General features: G+C 65.8%; 19 protein-coding genes. 14 read left to right on the plus strand and 5 right to left on the minus strand.

Annotation, left to right across the window (positions count from 1 at the left end; translation table 11 throughout):
* Positions 1 to 404 precede the first annotated feature (404 nt).
* The 4 genes from AC1D02_RS14110 to AC1D02_RS14125 all read left to right on the plus strand — a co-directional run bounded on the left by AC1D02_RS14110 (position 405) and on the right by AC1D02_RS14125 (position 3012).
* Positions 405 to 1802, plus strand: coding sequence for a DEAD/DEAH box helicase (locus tag AC1D02_RS14110; RefSeq protein WP_477317855.1), 1398 nt, complete (start codon positions 405 to 407; stop codon positions 1800 to 1802).
* Between the two features lie 120 nt (positions 1803 to 1922).
* Complete coding sequence (locus tag AC1D02_RS14115) at positions 1923 to 2306, plus strand: nuclear transport factor 2 family protein (RefSeq protein ID WP_477317857.1); 384 nt, start codon at positions 1923 to 1925, stop codon at positions 2304 to 2306.
* A gap of 17 nt (positions 2307 to 2323) precedes the next feature.
* Entirely contained in the window at positions 2324 to 2737 is a 414-nt protein-coding gene (locus tag AC1D02_RS14120; protein ID WP_477317859.1) for a GFA family protein, read from the plus strand.
* A 26-nt stretch (positions 2738 to 2763) separates the two neighbouring features.
* Entirely contained in the window at positions 2764 to 3012 is a 249-nt protein-coding gene (locus AC1D02_RS14125; RefSeq protein ID WP_305509942.1) for a DUF3297 family protein, read from the plus strand.
* 48 nt (positions 3013 to 3060) lie between these two features.
* On the opposite strand, the gene AC1D02_RS14130 is transcribed toward AC1D02_RS14125, so the two are convergent.
* Entirely contained in the window at positions 3061 to 3234 is a 174-nt protein-coding gene (locus AC1D02_RS14130; RefSeq protein ID WP_477317861.1) for a hypothetical protein, read from the minus strand.
* Positions 3235 to 3455: 221 nt separating this feature from the next.
* Between AC1D02_RS14130 and AC1D02_RS14135 the strand changes: the two genes are divergently transcribed.
* From AC1D02_RS14135 to AC1D02_RS14155, 5 genes are all read left to right on the plus strand, one after another.
* Positions 3456 to 4016, plus strand: a complete 561-nt coding sequence (locus AC1D02_RS14135; protein WP_477317863.1) for an RNA polymerase sigma factor — start codon at positions 3456 to 3458, stop codon at positions 4014 to 4016.
* Positions 4013 to 4627, plus strand: coding sequence for a zf-HC2 domain-containing protein (locus AC1D02_RS14140; protein WP_477317865.1), 615 nt, complete (start codon positions 4013 to 4015; stop codon positions 4625 to 4627). The genes AC1D02_RS14135 and AC1D02_RS14140 overlap by 4 nt, the downstream gene beginning before the upstream one ends.
* Positions 4628 to 4803: 176 nt before the next feature.
* The gene (locus AC1D02_RS14145) at positions 4804 to 6021 is read left to right on the plus strand and encodes a S8 family peptidase (protein ID WP_477317867.1); all 1218 of its coding nucleotides are present in this window, start codon (positions 4804 to 4806) and stop codon (positions 6019 to 6021) included.
* Positions 5982 to 6650, plus strand: a complete 669-nt coding sequence (locus AC1D02_RS14150) for a TorF family putative porin (RefSeq protein ID WP_477317869.1) — start codon at positions 5982 to 5984, stop codon at positions 6648 to 6650. Before AC1D02_RS14145 ends, AC1D02_RS14150 begins: the two co-directional genes overlap by 40 nt.
* A gap of 78 nt (positions 6651 to 6728) precedes the next feature.
* Entirely contained in the window at positions 6729 to 7847 is a 1119-nt protein-coding gene (locus tag AC1D02_RS14155; protein ID WP_477317871.1) for a TIGR03118 family protein, read from the plus strand.
* A 16-nt stretch (positions 7848 to 7863) separates the two neighbouring features.
* Here AC1D02_RS14155 and AC1D02_RS14160 read toward each other — a convergent pair whose 3' ends face one another.
* A complete protein-coding gene (locus AC1D02_RS14160) occupies positions 7864 to 8091 on the minus strand; it encodes a hypothetical protein (protein ID WP_477317873.1) in 228 nt (75 codons plus the stop codon).
* 39 nt (positions 8092 to 8130) lie between these two features.
* Positions 8131 to 8439 carry a hypothetical protein gene (locus tag AC1D02_RS14165; protein ID WP_477317875.1) on the minus strand — a complete coding sequence of 103 codons (309 nt, stop codon included), beginning with the start codon at positions 8437 to 8439 and terminating at the stop codon, positions 8131 to 8133.
* Positions 8440 to 8595: 156 nt separating this feature from the next.
* Between AC1D02_RS14165 and AC1D02_RS14170 the strand changes: the two genes are divergently transcribed.
* A complete protein-coding gene (locus AC1D02_RS14170; protein WP_477317877.1) occupies positions 8596 to 9726 on the plus strand; it encodes an SLC13 family permease in 1131 nt (376 codons plus the stop codon).
* Here the strand turns inward: AC1D02_RS14170 and AC1D02_RS14175 are convergent.
* Both AC1D02_RS14175 and senA read right to left on the minus strand, forming a co-directional pair.
* A complete protein-coding gene (locus AC1D02_RS14175; RefSeq protein WP_477317879.1) occupies positions 9723 to 9866 on the minus strand; it encodes a hypothetical protein in 144 nt (47 codons plus the stop codon). The genes AC1D02_RS14170 and AC1D02_RS14175 overlap by 4 nt on opposite strands.
* 81 nt (positions 9867 to 9947) lie before the next feature.
* Entirely contained in the window at positions 9948 to 11144 is a 1197-nt protein-coding gene (senA, locus tag AC1D02_RS14180; protein ID WP_477317881.1) for a selenoneine synthase SenA, read from the minus strand.
* Positions 11145 to 11178: 34 nt separating this feature from the next.
* On the opposite strand from senA, the gene senB reads away from it, so the two are divergent.
* The 4 genes from senB to AC1D02_RS14200 all read left to right on the plus strand — a co-directional run.
* The gene (senB, locus tag AC1D02_RS14185) at positions 11179 to 12153 is read left to right on the plus strand and encodes a selenoneine biosynthesis selenosugar synthase SenB (protein WP_477317883.1); all 975 of its coding nucleotides are present in this window, start codon (positions 11179 to 11181) and stop codon (positions 12151 to 12153) included.
* A 16-nt stretch (positions 12154 to 12169) separates the two neighbouring features.
* Positions 12170 to 13222 (plus strand): selenide, water dikinase SelD, encoded by a 1053-nt coding sequence (gene selD, locus AC1D02_RS14190; protein ID WP_477317885.1) that lies wholly within the window; start codon positions 12170 to 12172, stop codon positions 13220 to 13222.
* A gap of 209 nt (positions 13223 to 13431) precedes the next feature.
* Positions 13432 to 14439, plus strand: a complete 1008-nt coding sequence (gene trpS, locus AC1D02_RS14195; RefSeq protein ID WP_477317887.1) for a tryptophan--tRNA ligase — start codon at positions 13432 to 13434, stop codon at positions 14437 to 14439.
* Between the two features lie 67 nt (positions 14440 to 14506).
* Positions 14507 to 14687 (plus strand): transposase (locus AC1D02_RS14200; RefSeq protein ID WP_477317889.1); only part of this gene is annotated, 181 nt, incomplete at its 3' end.

Genomic DNA, 14687 nt, shown 5'->3' on the forward strand with positions numbered 1-14687 from the left:
AGCGGGTCTGACCCCGTTGGTTTACCGTTGGTTTATGGGGCTGCTCCCAACTGTTTTTGCTGCACCGAAGCAGAGAAAGTCGATTAAGCCGCACGCGCACAGTGAAACTACTGTATAGTGTCGTTTGTGCGCTGCAATACGAATCGCAACCAAGCTGTTGCGATGGCAATTTGAAGCAGTGTCAAAAGAAGTAAAACTAGCAGCTTCGCAAGCCAGGGTATATCTTTCAGATAGCCCTTAAAGCCCTCCCGCCTTGTGTGTCGCACCTGACACCGTCCCGGCGCAAAGCTTTTGTGCCGAAATTTCTTTCATTTCTGAGTCATTTCGTTTGTTGGTTGGCGTTGCTATTTTGCGTCCGCAGCTTTGTGCTCGGGCGCTGATCTATACCGAAAGAAAAGAAAACAATGAGTTTTGAAGCCCTAGGCCTCCACGCGTCAATCGTTAAAGCAGTTACCGAAGCCGGCTACACCGTGCCAACGCCAGTCCAGGCGCAAGCCGTCCCAGCCGCCATCGAAGGCCGCGACCTGCTGGTCTCGTCGCAGACCGGTTCCGGCAAGACCGCGGCATTCATGCTGCCGGCCCTGCACAAATTCGCCGTCGCCGAGCAGTCGCCGGCCGCCAAGACCGCCGCCCAGGAAGCGCAATCGGCGCGCGCCCGCGGCGAGCGCCCACGTTTCAAAGCCGCCCAGCCAAAAATGCTGGTGCTGACCCCGACCCGCGAACTGGCCCTGCAAGTGACCGCCGCGACCGAAAAGTACGGCACCCAGATCCGCCGCATTAAGGCCGTCTCGATCCTGGGCGGCATGCCTTACCCGAAACAGATGCAACTGCTGTCGCGCAACCCGGAAATCCTGGTCGCTACCCCAGGCCGCCTGATCGACCACATGGAATCTGGCAAGATCGATTTCTCGGAACTCGAGATCCTGGTGCTGGACGAAGCCGACCGCATGCTCGACATGGGCTTCATCGACGACATCGAGAAGATCATTGCCGCGACCCCGGCCAACCGCCAGACGATGCTGTTCTCGGCCACGCTCGACGGCATGGTCGGCAACATGGCGCGCCGTATCACGACCGACCCGATGATCATCCAGATCACCAGCTCGCAGTCGCGTCACGACAACATCACCCAGCGCGTCCACTTCGTCGACGACCTGTCGCACAAGAATCGCCTGCTGGACCACCTGCTGCGCGACGAGTCGCTCGACCAGGCCGTGGTGTTCACCGCCACCAAGCGTGACGCCGACACCATCGCCGACCGCCTGAACATCGCCGGTTTCTCGGCCGCCGCACTGCATGGCGACATGCACCAGGGCGCCCGTAACCGTACCCTCGACAGCCTGCGCCGCGGCCAGGTCAAGGTGCTCGTTGCGACCGACGTTGCCGCGCGCGGTATCGACGTGCCGAACATCACCCACGTGTTCAACTACGACCTGCCGAAGTTCCCTGAGGACTACGTGCACCGCATCGGCCGTACCGGCCGCGCAGGGCGCAACGGCCAGGCGATCTCGCTGGTGAACCACGCCGAAGGCATGAACGTCAAGCGCATCGAGCGTTTCACCAAGCAGCTGATCCCGGTGTCGGCGATCGAAGGCTTCGAGCCTAAGCGCAGCGCCTCGGCGCCGCGTTCGGCTTCGCGTCCAGGCAGCTGGAAGCCGGGCGACAACCGCACGGCAGCAGCAAAGCCGGGCCAGCGTACCTTCAGCAAGCCGAACGCACCGCGCAGCGGCGAAGGCGGCGGCTACAAGGGTTCGAACCCGCGTGCCGCCGACGGCGCCCGCCGTTCGTACGGCGACCGTTAATCGGTTCGCGATTCGCTCAGAAACGGCTGCTTCGGCAGCCGTTTTTTTTGCGCGCGCTTCACGCTTGTTACAAAGTGCGTCTTTTCGCAGTCCGCTGTGCGCTAACATCAGGGGATGAACTTGTCCCCATTCAGCCAGCAAGACCTCGTAGACCAGTATTTAACCGCCTACAATGCCTTCGACATTGAAGGCATGCTGGCGCTGCTGTCGCCGTCAGTACGGTTCGAAAACTATTCCGGCGGCGCCCTTACCGCAATGGCAGATGGCATCGACGAATTCCGCAAACTCGCGGAACACGCCAAGACCCTGTTCGCTGAGCGCGAGCAACGCCTCACGGCGCTGCAACTCAATGACGGCGTGGTGATCGCGCAGATCGCCTATCGAGGCCGGCTTGCGGCAGACATCCCCGGCGGCCCCACGGCCGGCACGGTTCTCGACTTGAATGGCGAATCCGAATTTTTCTTCCAGGGCGACAAAATCGCGCGCATTATCGATCGCAGCTGACACCGAGGAGCGAGGCAATGGTCAAAAAAGTCGGAGCGACCGACATCCTGGCAAAACACAAGGCCAGCTGCCATTGCGGCGCTGTCGAACTGGAGTTATCCCTGCCCGACGGCATCGTCGATCCGCGCCGCTGCGACTGCTCGATCTGCCGGCGCAAAGGCGCGATCGTCGCCTCGGTGCCCCTGTCGGGCATGCGCATCGTGCGCGGGCACGACAAACTGCGCCTGTATCAGTTCAATACCGGCACGGCCAAACACTACTTCTGCGAAGTGTGCGGGATCTACACGCATCACCAGCGGCGCTCCAATCCCGGGCAGTACGGCTACAACGTGGGATGCCTGGAAGGCGTCAATCCTTTCGACCTGGGCGACATTCCGACCAACGACGGCGTGCACCACCCTGCCGACCGTGCCGGAACACCGTTGTCCTGAAGCCGATCTTCGTGGATAATTCCGCCATGACCGATACCACCACCCTCCCCCCATTGCCTGACCGGCTGTCCATCGACCCGAGCAGCCCCTTCCACGACCGCGACGTGTTTCAGCACGACATCGGCATCAAGTTCAACGACAAGGAGCGTTTCGACGTCGACGAATATTGCCTCAGCGAAGGCTGGATCAAGGTTTCCGCCGGCAAGACGCTCGACCGCAAGGGCAAGCCCATGCTGATCAAACTGAAGGGCAAAGTTGAAGCGTTTTACAAGTAATTCGCCCGACCAATGAAAAACGGCTACCTCGGTAGCCGTTTTTTGCGTTTAGCGTCGCACTTTCGAAGAGTAGGACGTCTCGCGCGCATCCTTGTGGCGCTCGTCGTCCTCGATGTGCGCCTTGGCGTCGTGATTGAGCGTGTGCTCGTTGCGTTCGCGTTCGACTTCGCGCTCGATGCGGGAATCTCGGACGTTCGATGTTGCGGATTCGTTACGTGGCATGATGACTCTCAGGTAGTTCGTTGCGGGTAAATAGTAGCGCGATTTTTCGGTCACGGGTCGCGCGCTACGAGTGCTGCCAGCATGCCTGATCTGCGCGTTCAGGTACGTTGGATGGCGCACGCAAAACGGCAAAAAAATCGGGCCGCCGTGGGCGTACTATATTGACATTGAACCTCACGGCGCCCGAACGGCATTAACGCCTGACGAGGGAGGATTCGGTAATGCACGGCAGCGTGGACGCGAGCGACGCCCGGCTGGTCGGCCAGGTCGCGGTGGGCGACCGGCAGGCGTTCGAGCGCCTGTACCGCGGCTACTTTCCGCGCCTGACCCGCTTCCTGAACGGCATGACGCGCAGCGTGCCGCTGATCGAGGAGATCGTCAACGACACGATGCTGGTGGTCTGGCAAAAGGCGCAGCGCTACGACGGCAGCTGCAAAGTCTCGACCTGGATCTTCGCGATCGCCTACCGCAAGGCGTGCAAGGCGATCAAGGGTCTCGACGATCCGGTGGACGTCGATCCCGACCAGTTCGAGGGCGACGCCTGCTTCGAGCCGGCGCACGAACTGGACCAGCAGCGCCTGCAGCGCTCGATCGGCGCCGCGCTGGAGGATTTGCCGCCGGCCCAGCGCGCCGTGGTGCAGCTGACCTACCACCACGACATGGGCTACGCCGACATCGCCGCCGTGATGGACTGCCCGGTCAATACGGTCAAGACGCGGATGTTCCATGCGCGGCGCCGGCTCAGGCAACTGCTGGCCGGCCAACTGGAGGAAGGACCATGACGACAGCGACGCACCAACACGCCCAGCCCATGCTGCCCTGGCTGCTGGCCGGCACCCTGGACGACGCCGACCTGGCCGCCATCGAGCGGCACGTGGCCGGCTGCGCCGAGTGCCAGGCCGACCTGGCGTGGCAGCGCCAGCTGCGCGCCGCGTCGGCGCCGCCGGATGCCGGCTGCGACGCCGATCGCGCTTACGCCGCGCTGCTGCCGCGCCTGGACGTCCAGGAGCCGCGCATCGGCGTGCTGGCGCGCTGGCGCGCTGCGGTGGCCGCCAACAACGCCTGGCTGCGCTGGGCCGCCGGTGCGCAGCTGGCCGTGATCGCAGTGATGGCGCTGCTGCTGGCGCATCCGTCGTTCGTCGCCGATTACCGCGCGCTGGGCGCCGCGCCGGCGGCGGGCAGCGTCGTCGTCGCCTTCCGTCCCGACACGCCGGAACGCGAGATCCGCCGCATCCTGCAGGCGAACGGCGCGCGCGTGATCGACGGCCCGACGGTGACCGATGCGTACGTGCTGGCCCTGCCCGCCGCGCAATCCGGTCCCGTCGTCGCGCGCCTGCGCGCCGAGCCCGCGGTGACGCTGGCCGAGCCGCTTGCTCACGGAGGCCGCCCGTGAATTCGCAGATTGTCGTACCAGCGAAGGCTGGCGCCCATACTGACGACGCTTCCACCTTGCTGCCCGCTCAGCGCAGGTACCCGCCTTCGCAAGTACGACGGCTGATAAAGATATGCCGCCGCCTCCTGTCCTTCGGGTCTGACCCGCGGGAGCTCGGCGTCCCCGTCAAGAGCCTGATGTGGCGGCTGATCCTGGCGATCCTGCTGGCCGGCCCCCTCCTCGCATCGGCGCAGCCCCGGCCCGAAGCCGCCGCATCGCGCCAGGTGCTGGTGATGCTGCGCCTGCCGCCCCAGCACTACCATCCCGACGCCGCCTACGCCGGCCGCTACCCCAACGACAGCGGCCGCGCCGCGCGCCGCCGCACCGCGCAGGAACTGGCGCAAAGCCACGGCCTGAAGCTGGTCGACGACTGGCCGATGCCGGTGATCGGCGTCGACTGCTTCGTGATGGAGCAGACCGGCGAGGCCCCGCTCGAGCGCACCCTGCAGGCGCTCGCGCGCGACCCGCGCGTGATGTGGGCGCAGCCGCTGCAGACCTTCCGCGGCCTGGACGCCGGCGACCCGCTCTACCCGGTGCAGCCGGCCGCGAAATTCTGGCGCCTGGCCGACCTGCACAAGGCCAGCACCGGCCGCAACGTGCGCATCGCGGTGGTCGACAGCGGCATCGACGGCGCGCACCCCGACCTGGCCGGCCAGCTCCAGCTGCGCGAGAACTTCGTCGACGGCTCGCCCGACGCCGCCGAGGCGCACGGCACCGCGGTCGCCGGCATCATCGCGGCGAAGGCCGGCAATGGCGTCGGCATCGCCGGCGTCGCGCCGGATGCGCGCCTGCTCGCCCTGCGCGCCTGCTGGAGCGAGAGCGCCGGCACGCGCTGCAACAGCTTCACGCTCGGCAAGGCGATCAATTTCGCGATCATGAACGGCGCCCGCATCGTCAACCTGAGCCTGACCGGCCCACCCGACCAGTTGCTCGGCGCCCTGCTCGACGCGGCGGCGGCGCGCGGGGTGGCGGTGGTGGGCGCCGCCGATCCGGACCGGCCGGACGGCGGCTTTCCCGCGATGTGGCCTGGCGTGATCGCCGTGTCGATAACGACCGGTCCGCTGCGCGCGCCAGGCGCCGACATCCCCACCACCGCGCCCGGCGCGCGCTGGGGCTTCGTCAGCGGCGCGTCGTACGCCACCGCGCACGTCAGCGGACTGGCGGCGCTGCTGGCGCAGCTGCACCCCGGCGCCACGCCGGCGCAATTGCGGCGCGACATGCACACGGCGCACACCGCAACAGTATCGACGGCGCAAGCTGGTAACATCGACGCATGCGCGAGCATCGCGCGCATCACCGGAGCATGCGTGTGTTCATGTACTTCAATCGCCGCAATCAAGGTCAGTACGCCCTAGCCGCCATTGTTTGCTGCATGGCGCCGGCGGCGCACGCGCAAACCAGCGCCACCGTCGCCCTCAGCTCCGAATACAGCGTGCGCGGCGTCTCCCTCAGCGACGGCCGCCCGGCGCCGCAATTCGGGCTCGCATGGGATGGCGCGCAAGGCTGGTACGCCGGCGCCTACGCCGCGCCGCGGCTGACGCTGGGCGAGCGCTCGGACGTGACCTCGCTGGCCGCTTACGGCGGCTATGCGGGCCCCGTGCGTTCGGGCCTCGCGTGGGAGGTAGGCGCCACCAGCACCGCCTTCGCCGGCGCATCCGAATACAACTATCGCGAGCTTTATGCGGGCGTGATGACCGACCGCCTCGCCGCCCGTGTCTACTTCTCGCCCTCCTACTACGGCTATGGCGGGCGCACGCAGTACGCGGAGCTGAACGGGTTCTATCCCTTGCGCGACAAGGTCAAGCTGATCGGCCACGCCGGCATACTGCACGGCCGCGCAAGCCGCAACCGGATCGACCTGCGGCTGGCGGTGGGCGTCGACGTCGGCGACGTCAACCTGCAGCTGGCGTGGCTGCATCACACCAATATGGACGGGCTGCGCTCGCCTCGCGCAGTCGCCCTCAGCGCCTCGTGCTCCTTCTGAATTTTCATTGAACCTCCGATCGCAAAGCGGGAATGAACGAACTGTCATCGTCATCACCGTTTGCAAAGGAGCTGAAAAATGGAAACCACATCCAGAGCAGTTACATGGCTGAAAGCGACCCTGGTAGGCGCATCAATGGCCGCAGGCGTCGTGTCCTGCGGAGGGAGTTATGGCGGAGGCGGGGGCAGCTACATGCCGCCCGTGGTCTCGACCAAATTCGCCGCGACCAACCTGGTCTCGGACGGCGCGCCGGCCGCGCCGCACACCGACGCCAACCTGGTCAACGCCTGGGGCATTGCCTTCAACCCGACCGGCTTCGTCTGGGTCGCCGATAACGGCACCAACAAGTCGACGCTCTACGACGGCAACGGAGTGCCGCAAACGCTGGTGGTGGCCATTCCGCCCGGCGCCGCCGGCGACGCCAGCCCCACCGGCATCGTCTTCAACGGCAGCCAGGACTTCAAGGTCACCCAGAACGGCGTGACCGGCGCCAGCGCCTTCATCTTCGCCGGCGAGGGCGGCACCATCGCGGGATGGTCGCCGGCGGTCAACCGCACCAACGCCATCACCGCGGTCGACACCGGCGCCAACGGCGCGCTGTACAAGGGACTGGCGATCAACGTCTTCGCCGGCGCGAACTTCCTGTACGCCGCCGACTTCCGCCACAACGCCGTCGACGTCTACAACGCCGCCTACACGAAGGTCTCGCTGCCGGGCAGCTTCCGCGATCCCGCCATGCCGGCCGGTTACGCGCCGTTCGGCATCCAGGCGATCGGCGACCGGATCTACGTCGCGTACGCGAAGCAGACCCCCGGCAGCAACGATGAAACCAAGGGCGCGGGCTTCGGCGCGATCGACGTGTTCGACACCGCCGGCGTGTTGATGAAGCGGCTGGTGTCGGATGGCAGGCTCAATGCGCCGTGGGGCATGGCGATGGCGCCTTCCAATTTCGGCACGTTCAGCGGCAAGCTGCTGGTGGCGAATTTCGGCGACGGCAAGATCAACGCCTACGACCCGGAGACCGGCAAGTTCGAGGGCGCGCTGAGCAAGGCTGACGGCACGCCGATCGTGATCGACGGCCTGTGGGGGATCGCGTTCGGCAACGGCATCAATGCGCAGCCGACGAATACGCTGTTCTTCACGGCCGGACCGTCGGATGAAGACCACGGCCTGTATGGCCGCATCGACATGCAGTGATGCGGCGCGAAGCGGCTCAGGTGATTTGCTTGAGCCGCTGGCCGTGGATGCCCCAGGTGCGCTCTTCGCCGTCGACCCGGCCGCGCAGGGCCCAGCCGGTGCCGATCTTCTCGACCCGCACCGGGCTTTCGATTTCCTTGGCCAGCTTTTCGGCCCAGACACTGGCCGCGCCCTGCCCCTTGAACAATTCCTTGCCCTCGAAGATGACGGTGGCGTCGAATACGGATGCTGCGAATATGGTCATGATGTTGTGCCGGCGAAGATGGAAAGCGCCATGTTAGCCCTAATGCGGCAGGTAGCCAAGTTCGCCCATGCAGGCGTACGCGGTGTCGGCCACCATCTGGGAGCCGAGCAGGAAATTGGCCGCCACCTTGCTGATGCACGCCTGGACGTTGCGCGCCTTCGGGGCGGCCGCCACCGGATCCTTGATGTTGAGGACGCGCTCGACCAGGTCCGCGGTGGTCGCGAACTGGTTGGCGGGCGACGCCGTGTGCCACTCGCGCAGCGAGGAACGGTGCAATGTGCCCAGGTTGTTCTGGGCCGCTGCGCCGAAGCAGGTGAGCGCCAGCGCGAGCAATATCGTTGCCTTCATGATGCATCCTTTCCTTTGCCCGCGGCGGCGGCAAACCTGGGGTCAGGTCCGTCGGACCTGACCCCGCCCTTGAACGCGGCGCCGACCAAAGCACGATAGCCGCACGCCGGCGCGAAGCCTTGGCTTCGATCAAACTAACTTATACTCGCGGGCATCATGCCCGTTCACACTCACCCATTGCGCGCCATATTCGATTCGCTGCGCCGCGACACCTTCTTCCTGATCCTGCTGGCCGGCCTGGCGGTGCTGGCGATTGCCGCGCGCAAGCCGCTGTCCGACTATCCGGCGCTGGTCGACTGGCCCACCATCGGCGCCCTCGCCGGCCTGCTGGCGCTGACGAAAGGCCTCGAGATGAGCGGCGCGATGGGCTGGCTCGGCCACCGCCTGGTCGGCGCAATGGCCACCGAGCGCAAGGCCGCGCTATGCCTGGTCGCCGCATCGGCGCTGCTGTCGACGGTGCTGACCAACGACGTTGCGCTGTTCGTCGTCGTCCCGCTGACGCTGGTCGTATGCCGCCTCACCGGGATGGCGTCGACGCGCCTGATCGTGTTCGAAGCGCTGGCCGTGAACGCCGGCTCCGCGCTGACGCCGATCGGCAATCCGCAGAACCTGTTCATCTGGCAGCAGTCGCACGTGCCGTTCGCGCGGTTCGTGCTGCACATGCTGCCGCTGGTGGCGGCAATGATGGCCGCGCTGCTCGCGCTCACCGCCTTCGCCTTCGGCAGCCGCCCCATCGGCCCAAGCGACGAGCATCGGCATCGCCCGATCGACCGCCGCCTGCTCGCCGTCTCGCTCGCGCTCTACATCCCGTTCCTGGCGGCGGCCGACATGCATTACGTCGGCTGGGCGGTGCTGGCGGTCATGGCGACCTTCCTGGTGCTGCGCGCACGCGTGCTGGCCCGCCTCGACTGGGGGCTGCTGATGGTGTTCGTGTTGATGTTTATCGACCTGCGCCTGCTGGCCGGGCTCGGGCCGGTGCGCGAGGCGATGCACGGCCTCGGGCTGAATCAGCCGAAGCACCTCTACCTGGCCGGCATCGCGGCCTCGCAGGTGGTCAGCAACGTGCCGGCGGCGATCGCGCTGGCCGAGTATTCACGCGACTGGCGCGTGGTCGCCTACGCCGTCAGTGTCGGCGGTTTCGGCTTCATGGCGGGATCGCTGGCGAACCTGATCGCGCTGCGCATGAGCGGCGACCGCAAGGCGTGGATTGGCTTCCATGCCTGGTCGGTGCCGTTCCTGGGAGTCGCGGCAGCGCTGGGTTACGCGCTGCTGGTCTGGCTGAATTAGTGCTGACTTGCCCGTTCGGCGGCAACCTGCTGCTGCTCGCCCTTCGGCGCACCCAGCATCTTGACTACCCTCCAGCCGACGTACAGCACGGCCGGGCCCCACAAAATCAACAACATCAACGCAATCAAACCAGTTTCCATTTATAGTCCCCGTGAATTACCGTTATTTGTTTTAGTGATGACACGGAGGCATTGTATCGAGCAATTTGGACAACGTCTACATTAATAAGCACAGGTCCTGAAGCCGGCGAACATGTCGTCGCGGTCCGGCATGTAAAAGTTGCGGAAACGCGCCGATCCGAAGCGCGACGGGGTGGCGAACGAGGCGCCGCGCAGCACCTGGTGGGTCATGAACCACGGTTCAGAATATTCGCCGTAGCGGTCGGGCGCGAAGCCGGGATACGGCTCGAACGGCGACGCGGTCCATTCCCACAGCTGGCCCCAGCCAAATCCCGGCTGCCCCGAGATGGCCGCGAACTCCCACTCCGCCTCGGTCGGCAGGCGCCGGCCGGCCCACATGCCATAGGCCTGCGCCTCGAACAGCGACACGTGGCGCACCGGTTCGGCCGGCGCCAGCGTCGACAGGCGCCCGAAGCGCATCGTGCGCCACTGGGCGCCGTCGCGCTGCCAGTAGCGCGGCGACGAGCGCTCCTGCTTCATCAGCCACGCGTTGCCGGCCTTGCTCCAGAATCGGCCATCCTGGTAGCCGCCATCGGCGATGAACTCCGCGTACTGCGCGTTGGTCACCAGGCCGGCGTCGATCTCGAACGGTGGCACGTAGACCTGCATCGGCGGCTTCTCGTTGTCGAACACGAAGCCGCCCTCCTGCGCGCCGCCCAGCACGATGGTCCCGCCGGGATAGCGGATGCGCGACGACGGCGAACTGGCCGACTCGTCGTGCGTCAGCTGCGGCGGCGCCGGGATGCCCAGCGTCTGCAGCGTGTACAGCAAGGCTTCGCCGTGCATGTCCTCGTGCGCCAGCGCCAGCCGGTACGGATACAGCGCCGCGTCGGTGGCCGCTTCGCGCGTCAGTTTGTCGAGCACGCGGTCGAGCACTTCATGGCAGTAGGTCTTCACCCCGCCCGGCGACGGCAGGTCCAGCGTCCAGCGGGAGCGGTGCGGCACCGTGTTGGAATCGAACCAGTCGTCGCCGCGCATCAGCAGCGAATGGCGTTCGGCCGCGGCGGGATGGGTCGACATGGCCTCGCGCAGGATGAACCACTCGGCGAACCAGGCGATGTGGCCCAGTTCCCACAGCGGCGGATTGATGGTGGGGATGTGCGGCACGCGCGACAGCGTGTCCATGCCGGCGGCGGCCAGGCAGTCGAACAGGCTCAGCGTATAATTTCGGGCAGCCTGGAGCGCTTCGGCCAGTTGTTGCGGCCTGGCGTGCCGGAATGACGCATTGATTGAACTCATGACCAGATTGTAGCGATTTTTCAAAAGGACCTCGGTGGCATTTCAACGCGTGACGATCGTCAGCCCCGCGCGGGCGCAGCAGAACAACGGCAACTGGCAGACCGCGCGTCGCTGGGCCCAGTTCCTGCGCGAGCGTTACGACGTCGACATCGTCCTCGACTGGACCAGCGCCATGGCCGCGCCCGATATGATGATCGCGCTGCACGCGCGCCGTTCGGCGCCATCGCTGGCCGCCTTCGCGCAAGCGCATCCCGGCCGCCCAACCGCGCTGGTGCTGACCGGCACCGACCTGTATCGCGACATCGCCACTGACGGCGCCGCGCAGGCCTCGCTGGAGACCGCATCGGCGCTGGTGCTGCTGCAGGATGCCGGACTTGCGCTGCTGCCGCCGGCCGTGCGCGGCAAGGCGAGCGTGATCTACCAATCGGCGCCCGCGCTGGCGCCCTACCCGCATCCTCCATCGCGCCGCACGTACTCGATCTCGATGATCGGCCACCTGCGCGAGGAAAAAGACCCGCATACTTTCATCGAAGCGGCCGCGCTGGTGCGCCACCCGAAAGCGCGCATGATCCACATCGGCGGCGCGCTCGATCCGCTGCTTGGCGCCGCGGCTGAAGCGGCGCAAGCCTCCAATCCACGCTACCGCTGGCTCGGCAACCTGCCGCACGGCGCCACCCGCCAGCGCCTGAAGCGCAGCCACGCGATGGTGATCGCCTCGCGCATGGAAGGCGGCGCCAACGTCGTCATCGAGGCGGTGACGTCAGGCGTGCCGGTGCTGGCGAGCGACATCAGCGGCAACCGCGGCATGCTGGGCGACGATTACGAAGGCTATTTTGCGCCCGGCGACGCCGCCGCGCTGGCGGCGCTGATCGACCGCAGCATCGCCGACCCGGCGTTTTACCAGCGCCTGCGCGTCCAGTGCGAGGCGCGCGCCCCCTTATTCGCGCCGGCCGCCGAACAAGCGGCGGTGCTCGGTTTAGTGGATAATCTGCTCGATACGCACCAATAACAGGAATGGAACACTCATGAGCACTAGCGACCAGCCAATCAAACTCACTTCCTTCTCGCACGGCGGCGGCTGCGGCTGCAAGATCGCGCCCGGCGTGCTGTCCGAGATCCTCAAGAATTCGACCGGCTTCCCGGTGCCGAAGGAACTGATGGTCGGCATCGAGACCGCCGACGACGCCGCGGTCTATAAACTCAATGACGAGCAGGCTCTGATCGCCACCACCGATTTCTTCATGCCGATCGTAGACGACCCATTCGACTTCGGCCGCATCGCCGCCACCAACGCCATTTCCGACGTGTACGCGATGGGCGGCACGCCGATCATGGCGCTCGCGCTGGTCGGCATGCCGGTCAACAAACTGCCGCTCGATACCATCGGCCAGGTGATCCGCGGCGGTGAATCGATCTGCGCCGAAGCCGGCATCCCGATCGCCGGCGGCCACACCATCGACTCGGTCGAGCCGATTTACGGCCTGGTCGTGCTGGGCCTTGTGCATCCGTCCAAGGTCAAGCGCAACGCCGACTCGAAGGACGGCGATGTCCTCATCCTCGGCAAGCCGCTGGGCGTGGGCGTGCTGTCGGCCGCGCTGAAGAAGGACGTGCTGGGCGCCGAAGGCTACGCGGCCATGATCGAGAACACCACCAAGTTGAACAAGCCGGGCAAGGCGCTGGCCGAGATGCCAGGCGTGCATGCGCTGACCGACGTTACCGGCTTCGGCCTGCTGGGCCACCTGCTCGAACTGGCGCGCGGCGCCAAGCTGACCGCGCATCTGGACATGGCCAACATACCGCTGCTGCCGGGCGTCGAGCAGCTGGCGCACGACGGTTTCTTCACCGGCGCCTCGGGCCGCAACTGGGACGCGTACGGCAAGGAAGTCGAGCTGGCAGCGGGAATCACGCCGGCGCAGCAGGCCTTGCTGACCGATCCGCAGACTTCGGGAGGGCTGCTGGTGGCATGCGATCCGGCCAGCGTCGACGAAGTGCTGGCGCTGTTCGCGAAGGATGGCTTTGCCCACGCCGCCGTCATCGGCAAGATGCACGCCGGCGCGCCAAAAGTCACCGTCGCCTGAAAGATGGGGTCAGGTCCGCCGGACCTGACCCCGAACTTGCGTGCTATACTCGCCCGCATGAAAACCCCACGCACAAACACGTATTGGTGGCGCGCCTGACCTTGGCGGCCCGTTTTCACACGCACGATTAATCACGTGATGCCGCCGGACCAGGCGGCATTGTTGTTTCTGCAGCCCGTTCCGGCGACATCGCAACCACAGGAGTTTCGATGTCCACGCAACCGATCATCCTCACCGGCGACCGCACCACCGGCCCGCTGCACCTCGGCCACTACCTCGGTTCGCTGCGCGCGCGCGTCCAGCTGCAGCATGAAGCGAAGCAGTTCCTGCTGCTGGCCGACGCCCAGGCCATGACCGACAACGTCGGCAAGCACCAGAAGGTCACCGACAACGTGATCGAAGTGGCGCTCGACTACCTCGCCGCCGGGATCGACCCCGAAAAATCGACCATCTTCATCCAGTCGCAGGTGATCGAGCTGGCCGAGCTGACCCAGTACCTGATGAACCTCGTCACCGTCGCCCGCCTCGAGCGCAACCCGACCATCAAGCAGGAGATCGTGCTGCGCGGCTTCGAGCGCGACATCCCGGCCGGCTTCCTGGTCTACCCGGTCAGCCAGGCGGCCGACATCACCGCCTTCAAGGCGACCATGGTGCCGGTCGGCGACGACCAGCTGCCCATGATCGAACAAACCAATGAACTGGTCCGCAAATTCAACGCCACCGTCGACCGCCAGGTGCTGGTCGAATGCAAAGCCGTGCTGTCGGCGGTGACGCGCCTGCCGGGCGTCGATGGCAAGGCCAAGATGAGCAAGTCGATGGGCAATTCGATCGCGCTGGGCGCCACGCCGGACGAAATCAGCAAGGCGGTCAAGATGATGTACACCGACCCGAACCACCTGCGCGTGGACGATCCGGGCCAGGTCGAAGGCAACGTGGTGTTCTCCTTCCTCGACGCGTTCGAGACGGATACGGTCAAGGTCGAGGACTTGAAGGCGCACTACCGCCGCGGCGGCCTGGGCGACGGCGTGCTGAAGAAGATGCTCAACGAGCGTTTGCAGGAAGTGATCGCGCCGATCCGCGCCGAGCGCGAGCGGCTGGCCAAGGACCGCGGCGAGATGCTCAACGTGCTGCGCCGCGGCACCGAGAAGGCGCGCGAAGCGGCGGCGCAGACGCTGTCCGAAGTCAAAGGCGCCCTCGGCCTGAACTATTTTGGCTGAAAAATGGGGTCAGGTCCGCCGGACTGAAGTGCCACCTAAAAGTTGGACGCCAACTTTTAGGTGGTTTATGACAAAGTATGACGAGCAATTCAAGCTGGCCGTCGTCCGTCAGTATCTTGATGGCGATATAGGCTACAAGCAGCTGGCCAGGCAGCGCGGGCTTGCGCATTCGATGGTCCATCGTTGGATTAGCTGGTTCCAGGCTCATGGCACGTTCATCGCGGGCAATCAGGTCGGCCCGTATAGCG

The sequence above is a fragment of the Massilia sp. P1_C10 genome (genome assembly GCF_056406475.1).

Bases quoted from the DNA above. Each gene is read 5' to 3' on its own strand.
- AC1D02_RS14150 (WP_477317869.1), top strand. From the start codon at position 5,982: ATGTACTTCAATCGCCGCAATCAAGGTCAGTACGCCCTAGCCGCCATT.
- AC1D02_RS14175 (WP_477317879.1), bottom strand. From the start codon at position 9,866: ATGGAAACTGGTTTGATTGCGTTGATGTTGTTGATTTTGTGGGGCCCG.
- AC1D02_RS14130 (WP_477317861.1), bottom strand. From the start codon at position 3,234: ATGCCACGTAACGAATCCGCAACATCGAACGTCCGAGATTCCCGCATC.
- AC1D02_RS14160 (WP_477317873.1), bottom strand. From the start codon at position 8,091: ATGACCATATTCGCAGCATCCGTATTCGACGCCACCGTCATCTTCGAG.
- AC1D02_RS14125 (WP_305509942.1), top strand. From the start codon at position 2,764: ATGACCGATACCACCACCCTCCCCCCATTGCCTGACCGGCTGTCCATC.
- AC1D02_RS14165 (WP_477317875.1), bottom strand. From the start codon at position 8,439: ATGAAGGCAACGATATTGCTCGCGCTGGCGCTCACCTGCTTCGGCGCA.
- AC1D02_RS14135 (WP_477317863.1), top strand. From the start codon at position 3,456: ATGCACGGCAGCGTGGACGCGAGCGACGCCCGGCTGGTCGGCCAGGTC.
- AC1D02_RS14120 (WP_477317859.1), top strand. From the start codon at position 2,324: ATGGTCAAAAAAGTCGGAGCGACCGACATCCTGGCAAAACACAAGGCC.
- trpS (WP_477317887.1), top strand. From the start codon at position 13,432: ATGTCCACGCAACCGATCATCCTCACCGGCGACCGCACCACCGGCCCG.
- AC1D02_RS14155 (WP_477317871.1), top strand. From the start codon at position 6,729: ATGGAAACCACATCCAGAGCAGTTACATGGCTGAAAGCGACCCTGGTA.
- AC1D02_RS14140 (WP_477317865.1), top strand. From the start codon at position 4,013: ATGACGACAGCGACGCACCAACACGCCCAGCCCATGCTGCCCTGGCTG.
- AC1D02_RS14170 (WP_477317877.1), top strand. From the start codon at position 8,596: ATGCCCGTTCACACTCACCCATTGCGCGCCATATTCGATTCGCTGCGC.
- senA (WP_477317881.1), bottom strand. From the start codon at position 11,144: ATGAGTTCAATCAATGCGTCATTCCGGCACGCCAGGCCGCAACAACTG.
- AC1D02_RS14110 (WP_477317855.1), top strand. From the start codon at position 405: ATGAGTTTTGAAGCCCTAGGCCTCCACGCGTCAATCGTTAAAGCAGTT.
- AC1D02_RS14145 (WP_477317867.1), top strand. From the start codon at position 4,804: ATGTGGCGGCTGATCCTGGCGATCCTGCTGGCCGGCCCCCTCCTCGCA.
- selD (WP_477317885.1), top strand. From the start codon at position 12,170: ATGAGCACTAGCGACCAGCCAATCAAACTCACTTCCTTCTCGCACGGC.